We start from the raw sequence: 6,723 nt of genomic DNA on the forward strand, positions 1-6,723 counted from the left end.
CATCCTTAATTAATAAATGAACATTGCGTCCCCGAAGCTGAAGAACCGATATTGTCGGTCAATCGCCTCATGGTAAGCATGCATAATATTCTCCCTGCCCGCCAGTGCGCTGACCAGCATAACCAAGGTGGATTTAGGCAAATGGAAATTCGTAATCATCGCATCCACCACACGGAATTCGTAGCCTGGATAAATAAAAATCTGTGTCCAGCCACTGCTGGCCTGCAGCACTCCATCCGCGAATGTATTGCCCACCGTCTCCAGCGTTCGGCAACTGGTTGTTCCCACTGCCACGATTCTCCCACCGCGCGCCTTGGTTGCATTAAGTACATCTGCCGTTTCCTGTGATAATGAATAATACTCTTCGTGCATGACATGCTCTTCAATCGTATCCACAGACATCGGTCTGAACGTCCCTAAGCCAACATGAAGAGTGATAAAGGCAACGGTAACGCCCTTCTTTTTAATCTGGTCCAGCAATTCTTCTGTAAAATGCAGCCCTGCCGTTGGAGCCGCAGCCGAACCTTCATGTCGAGCATAAACAGTCTGATAACGCTCGCGGTCATCCAGTTGTTCCTTGATATACGGCGGAAGCGGCATCTGCCCCAGACGGTCCAATATCTCCTGAAAAATACCGTCATATGAAAATAAAAGCACCCTTCCGCCCATATCTCCTTCTTCCTCAATTACTGCTTTTAGCTCATCACCGAAAACAATAACAGCACCCTTCTTTAGCTTTTTACCGGGTTTCACCAATGCTTCCCATCGGTCCCCTTGCAGTTGCTTAAGCAACAAAACCTCAGCCTTAGCTCCCGTGTCTTCCTTGATGCCAAACAAGCGTGCAGGAATCACTCTCGTATCGTTTAATACCAGCGTATCCCCTGGTTGGAGATACTGCACAATATCCGAAAACGTATGATGACCCACTTCACCGTTATTTTTGTTTAACGTCAGTAATCTGGAAGCGCTCCGATCAAGCAAAGGTGTCTGTGCAATTAATGTTTCAGGCAGTTCAAAATCGTAGTCGTTTACATTCATATATTGGTCAGTCCTTAACTATATCCACATTTTTGTAATAGTGTTGCAAAATTTTCTTGTAATCATACCCCTGCTCGGCCAAACCGTTGGCACCCCATTGGGATAAGCCCAAACCATGACCATTTCCTTTACCTGTAAAAATAAAGCTTTGTGTTTTGTCAATGACTCGTGCATGACGATCTTCATTCATGACGATCACCCCGTTACCACTTGAAGTACTGCTGCCAGATGCGGATAGGATTTGAGTGCCTTGTGTACCACTTACATGAGAAGTAGCCCCATCAGCGCCTAATACAGTATAACTTCCGGTACTCGCAATATCAAACAGTGTGCTCGGGAGTCCGCCCATTGCTGAGCGAAACATATCCGGATATTTCACTTTCAAAGGGGTTCCGTTCGCTTCCACCTCCAACACTCGCCCTGATGGACCACGTTTGGTGACATCGAGGTGATTAATAGAGGAAGGCACTGTGCCCGTGACTTTCCCTTGGAGGGATTTAGCAAGCTGAGCTGACGTAAAGGGCCCCCGCACCCATGCATAGTCTCCGGACTGAGGCACCTTTTCTAATACAATTATCTCTTCGCCCGGCTGCGCCTTGGCTATTGGTGTAACTGTCGATTGGATTTGGGGAATAGGACGCACATTTGTATTTTCCGCAGTGACGGTGATTTTGTCTAACCCCGCTTCTGTGACACCCTCCAGTTCCTTAGCATTATCCTCACGAATATACCCTGTCTTGCCACTGGAGAGAAGTACATGATACCACTCCTGTGCTCCTTTTTGCGCCGAAGTATCTCCCGAGCTGTCTACGCTGGCAAAGGCTTCGCCACCGCTATTCCACACCTCGGAAGCATCTGCTGTCACCCCGCCCGCATTAGATGAAAATACAGCTTCGACCACTTTGCCGCCACTTTTAATGACTTCACCAGCTGTTGCATCTACAGCCTCATTGACATTGGCATGTTCCGAGCTCTTACCGTTGTAAGCCTGGCTTAACGTGCCATCTACTACATTGCCGATCTGAAACCGATTGCCTTGGGCAAGCGCGTAGCTACGAGCCGCTACCGCTTGAGCCTTGAGCGCTTCATCTGGCCATGAAGAATAGACCTCTGCTCCTACCACGGAATACAAATACTGCTCCAAAGGAACTTCATTCACAAGCGCCAGCTGGCCTGACGTCATGCCAATCTCCATCTCGCCGCGATATGTACGCTGTGATCTTTCCATCACTTGTATTCCATCATTACCACCGTTGACAATTACCTTGCTATGATCAGAACCACTTAGCATGTAATGAGACATCACCTGCGAGCCAGTCGTGACTCCTGCTTCCTGTCTTATAATGAGGCCGGTTTGAGTAGCATTAACTTTAGACAGCGTGAGTCTCGGCTGCTTGCTCTCCAGCTCTGTTTTCAAAGCCGACAGCTTGCTGTCATTACTTTCTTCTCCAACCCATACAGCATACTGGCCTCTTGATTGAATTACAGTAAAAGCATCAAAGCCTGCCGCAGCAATTGTCGTTCGAACGAGATTAGCTTCCTGCTCGCTTCCGTAGCTTCCGGTGGACCAATGCTTGTTTCCCTTAACCTCGGCCTGCGCTCCGGTTGCGGAGGAAATCCGCTGTACAGCAGCCTGCGCAGACTGCTCACTAGCATATATTCCCGCGTACACTTGATACACAGAGCTACCATTTTTTGAACCGATAAAAACCGTAGGTTTATCATTAGTCTTTTGCAGGGCTTGGGCCGCTTTTATCGCCGCTGCTTCATTTCCTTCAAGTACCTTCACCCGATAGCTGTCTACACTAAAACGAGCCGTACTGTCTGGCAGTCCCATCCAAGTTTGAAAACTGCCCCCACTGTTCTGTCCAACACTCAGACCTCCTGATGATTTCAAGGTTACAGCGGGGACTGTCGCTTTATATTTGCTACCTAGATCCGCAAAAATCACTACACGAATATCCTCTTGGGCGGCAGCAGCGTGAACGCCCGAAGACCAAGGTATGCACACTGTAGCTAATACCATAATCGCTGCTGCTCGTTTGGCCCGGCCCATCCATGCACCGAAAATACTTTTTCGGTTAAATGCTTCTCCACTCATTTCTGGCTCCCCCAATCTAGCTGTCTAGCACTCATATTGCGTAATTTATCGGGATCTCGACCCTTGTCTGTCCCTTTAAATACATCGGCGGAATAAACCAAAATATGAACCCGCTCGAATCTTACTTACACTCTCACTTCCCTCAATCATCCATCAGCCGATATCGTATTCACCATACTTGCGTGTAACCATGCAATGATTTTTTTAAAATGCATCATGTTTCCTACTCACCGTGGATCCGTTGGCATGGGGATTCCAAGGTGGGCATATGCCGCCGGAGTAACTGTTCGTCCCCGAGGTGTTCTTTGTAAAAGACCAATTTGTAACAAATAGGGCTCGTACACATCCTCAATTGTCTGGCTCTCCTCACCAATGGTTGCAGCAATGGTGTCCAATCCTACAGGCCCGCCCCGGAATGAATGAATCATGGCCTTAAGCATTTTATGATCAATTTCATCCAGTCCGAGTGGATCTATTTGAAGTCTCTTTAGCGCCTCTGCAGCCAACTCAGAATGAATAATACCGTCTCCGGCAACCTGGGCAAAATCACGCACCCTTTTTAACAGTCGGTTAGCAATACGCGGGGTCCCCCGTGAACGCAATGCGATTTCCTCCGCCGCATCCCCAACAATCTCAATCTCCATAATATCCGCATTCCTGGACACGATGTAAGCCAGCTCGTCTGTCGTATAAAACTCTAATCGACTAATAACACCAAACCGGTCACGCAATGGCGCAGAGAGCAGCCCAGCGCGCGTAGTGGCCCCTATAAGGGTAAAGGGTGGCAAATCCAGACGGACCGAACGTGCACTCGGGCCTTTGCCAATCATAATGTCCAGCGCAAAATCCTCCATCGCCGGATACATGACTTCTTCCACCGTACGATGAAGGCGATGAATCTCATCAATGAACAAAACATCACCCTCTTGAAGATTGGTCAGCAATGCTGCCAAGTCTCCCGGTCTTTCAATTGCAGGACCTGAAGTCGTACGCAAATTAACCCCCAACTCATTGGCGATAATGTTAGCAAGAGTTGTTTTACCCAACCCAGGCGGTCCGTACAACAGTACATGGTCCAACGCTTCTTTACGCATTTTGGCCGCTTCAATATATACTTTCAGATTTTCCTTAACCTGATTTTGCCCGATATATTCATTTAGATAACGGGGGCGAAGGCTTAGCTCCGCCGTCTGGTCTTCCATCATCAAATTGGCGGAAATAATCCGGTCATCCATGTTCCATCGCTCCTCTTTTCACCAGACATTTGTTAGCGGACATCATCGTCCTATCCGGCAAACAACAGTTGCAAAGCCCGCTTCATCAAAATATCGGCAGATTCATCAGGTTTCGCATCTTTCTTCATACTGCTCCATACCTTATCCAACTCAGCATCAGTGTAACCGAGCGCCTTGAGCGCCTCACGGGCCTCGCCCCAATATGAACCTTCGCCTTCTTCTACGACAGGCTCAGCAAACAATCCGGTTGCCATCCCCAACGAGCCAATACCGTCCAGCTTGTCTTTCAAATCCAGAATCATACGTTGTGCCGTCTTTTTACCGATCCCCGGTAACTTGGTGAGAAATGTGATATTCTCCTGATAAATCGCCGTTACCACATGAGCAGGCGTACCGCCTCCTAAAATACCAAGCGCAACACGCGGTCCAATACCAGATACATCAATCAGTTTCCGGAAAAGCTGCTGCTCCTCACGGGTCGCAAAACCGAACAGTAAAATAGCATCTTCCCTTACATGATGGTGAATGTAAATAACCACTGGACCTTCAGTTTTGGCGAACGCGTAAGGATTCGGACAAAATACCCTATACCCTACACCCTGCACATCTAAAACAACATATTCATTTTCCAACTGGGCCACAGAACCACGCAAGAAATCTATCATTTTCGCAATACCTCATTTAATTTTGAATTTAGTCCATAGGAGTGCGCATGACAAATAGCCACCGCCAAAGCATCCGCTACATCGTCCGGTTTGGGCACAACTTGAAGCTTTAGGAACATTCTAACCATTTCTTGTACCTGTTTCTTCTCAGCCTTACCATACCCTACAATAGCCTGCTTTACCTGCATCGGCGTGTATTCACCTATAGGCAAATTACGTTGTTTTGCAGCTAATACCAGCACCCCACGTGCCTGACTTACAGACATAGCGGTTGTAACGTTGCGATTAAAAAAGAGCTTTTCCAGTGCTACCGCATCAGGCTTATATTTATCTATTAATTGCAACATGCCTTCATACACATGAAGCAGCCTTTCTTCTTCCGGTGTATGAGCCTCCGTCTGGATACAGCCATACTGCACAGGAACTACTTTACTGCCAATCTTGTCTACAAACCCGAAGCCCACAATGGCAATACCCGGATCAATTCCTAAAAAACGCAAAAAAATCTCTCCCCTATCGCTCAAACATGGCGTACCCAACCAAAAGCCAGCGTTATCCTGAATATAATCATGGTCAAATACCATATAAAGCGAACATATGTGTCGTTCTTTTCATTATAACAAAACTTTGTATCTAATAGAGGAAAAAATTTAAACGTGAGTAAAAACATAAAAAGAGACGCTTCAAGCCTCACCACATGGGCAATGCCTAACGTCTCGTAGTTGTAATCAATAGTGCTGCTTTAATACCCTTTGTGTTCGCTCCAGGGCAAAGTCACTAAAAGTGGAGATTACACTGTTATACTCATTTATATCCTGTACACGTATTCCCTGCTGAAGTTGTTTATATACCCCTTCTGGTAAGGCCGTCTCCATGGAACCCACATCCAATTGAAAAAAAGTGCGGATAACTTTTTCCTTTTTAGGTAGCCCTTCATACAATGTAAGCTGCCCGTCAGTGCTTAACCCCATGTATCCATGCTCTTTGCATGACTCTGACAAGTCTTCCACCCTGCGCTCCAGCCACACCTCTCCTTTGGTATTAAGTCGTCCCTTCCAATCGGGATGTTGCTTCAGTAAGGTCTCTAGCTGCTGTGAACTTAGCGTTCCCAAGGAAAGTGTTTCCGTACCACACACGTAGGTGGTTAACAGACGGGTCTTCCTGCTTATACCGGAAGCACGAATACTTTGCAATAGTTGCATCTGTGAGGAGTGATCTTCAGTTGGACTCAGATGTGGAGCCTCCTCCATGCTCTCCTCTGCCATGACGGTAGTAGCGAGTGGCTGTGACAACATAGCCTGCAAATAATTCGAAAACAGAATACCCAACCCTGCCAGCAAACAAGCCGCACCAAAAATGCTACAAGCCCACACTGTTCTTCTCCACTGTTTCCAGCGCCGTTTCATCTGTTTTTTCCAACTTAATCGCTTCACAGTAATCCCTTCCGTCCCACTTTTTGTGTTAGTGTGACCTGAGGATTACTGATTTATACAAAAAGATATGAATATAAAAAAAAAGCCGCTGCTTCCAACGACTTTCCTTTTGAATCGGGATGACACGATTTGAACATGCGACCCCCTGGTCCCAAACCAGGTGCTCTACCAAGCTGAGCTACATCCCGAAATAGATGCCGGTGAGAGGACTCGAACCTCCACGGTTTCCCTCACGATTTTGAGTCGCGCGC

General features: G+C 47.2%; 6 protein-coding genes and 1 tRNA gene. All 7 read right to left on the bottom strand.

Annotated features, from left to right (window positions below; genetic code table 11):
* Nucleotides 1-9: 9 nt before the first annotated feature.
* The 7 genes from queA to G9G54_RS15585 all read right to left on the bottom strand — a co-directional run bounded on the left by queA (nucleotide 10) and on the right by G9G54_RS15585 (nucleotide 6,660).
* Nucleotides 10-1,038 carry a tRNA preQ1(34) S-adenosylmethionine ribosyltransferase-isomerase QueA gene (gene queA / locus G9G54_RS15555; RefSeq protein WP_165178737.1) on the bottom strand — a complete coding sequence of 343 codons (1,029 nt, stop codon included), beginning with the start codon at nucleotides 1,036-1,038 and terminating at the stop codon, nucleotides 10-12.
* 7 nt (nucleotides 1,039-1,045) lie between these two features.
* Nucleotides 1,046-3,139, bottom strand: coding sequence for a SpoIID/LytB domain-containing protein (locus G9G54_RS15560; RefSeq protein WP_165178738.1), 2,094 nt, complete (start codon nucleotides 3,137-3,139; stop codon nucleotides 1,046-1,048).
* A gap of 227 nt (nucleotides 3,140-3,366) precedes the next feature.
* Nucleotides 3,367-4,374: a Holliday junction branch migration DNA helicase RuvB gene (gene ruvB, locus G9G54_RS15565; protein WP_013372650.1), complete on the bottom strand. Its 1,008-nt coding sequence runs from the start codon at nucleotides 4,372-4,374 to the stop codon at nucleotides 3,367-3,369.
* Between the two features lie 50 nt (nucleotides 4,375-4,424).
* Complete coding sequence (gene ruvA, locus G9G54_RS15570) at nucleotides 4,425-5,039, bottom strand: Holliday junction branch migration protein RuvA (protein ID WP_165178739.1); 615 nt, start codon at nucleotides 5,037-5,039, stop codon at nucleotides 4,425-4,427.
* Entirely contained in the window at nucleotides 5,036-5,539 is a 504-nt protein-coding gene (gene ruvC / locus G9G54_RS15575; RefSeq protein WP_013311580.1) for a crossover junction endodeoxyribonuclease RuvC, read from the bottom strand. The genes ruvA and ruvC overlap by 4 nt, the downstream gene beginning before the upstream one ends.
* A 228-nt stretch (nucleotides 5,540-5,767) precedes the next feature.
* Complete coding sequence (locus G9G54_RS15580; RefSeq protein WP_165178740.1) at nucleotides 5,768-6,472, bottom strand: BofC C-terminal domain-containing protein; 705 nt, start codon at nucleotides 6,470-6,472, stop codon at nucleotides 5,768-5,770.
* 114 nt (nucleotides 6,473-6,586) lie between these two features.
* Nucleotides 6,587-6,660: transfer RNA gene (locus tag G9G54_RS15585), tRNA-Pro, on the bottom strand.
* Nucleotides 6,661-6,723: the final 63 nt, after the last annotated feature.

It is taken from the genome of Paenibacillus sp. EKM212P (assembly GCF_011066115.1).
Classification (GTDB): Bacteria; Bacillota; Bacilli; order Paenibacillales; family Paenibacillaceae; genus Paenibacillus; species Paenibacillus polymyxa_B.

Bases quoted from the DNA above. Each gene is read 5' to 3' on its own strand.
- queA (WP_165178737.1), bottom strand. From the start codon at position 1,038: ATGAATGTAAACGACTACGATTTTGAACTGCCTGAAACATTAATTGCA.
- G9G54_RS15560 (WP_165178738.1), bottom strand. From the start codon at position 3,139: ATGAGTGGAGAAGCATTTAACCGAAAAAGTATTTTCGGTGCATGGATG.
- ruvB (WP_013372650.1), bottom strand. From the start codon at position 4,374: ATGGATGACCGGATTATTTCCGCCAATTTGATGATGGAAGACCAGACG.
- ruvA (WP_165178739.1), bottom strand. From the start codon at position 5,039: ATGATAGATTTCTTGCGTGGTTCTGTGGCCCAGTTGGAAAATGAATAT.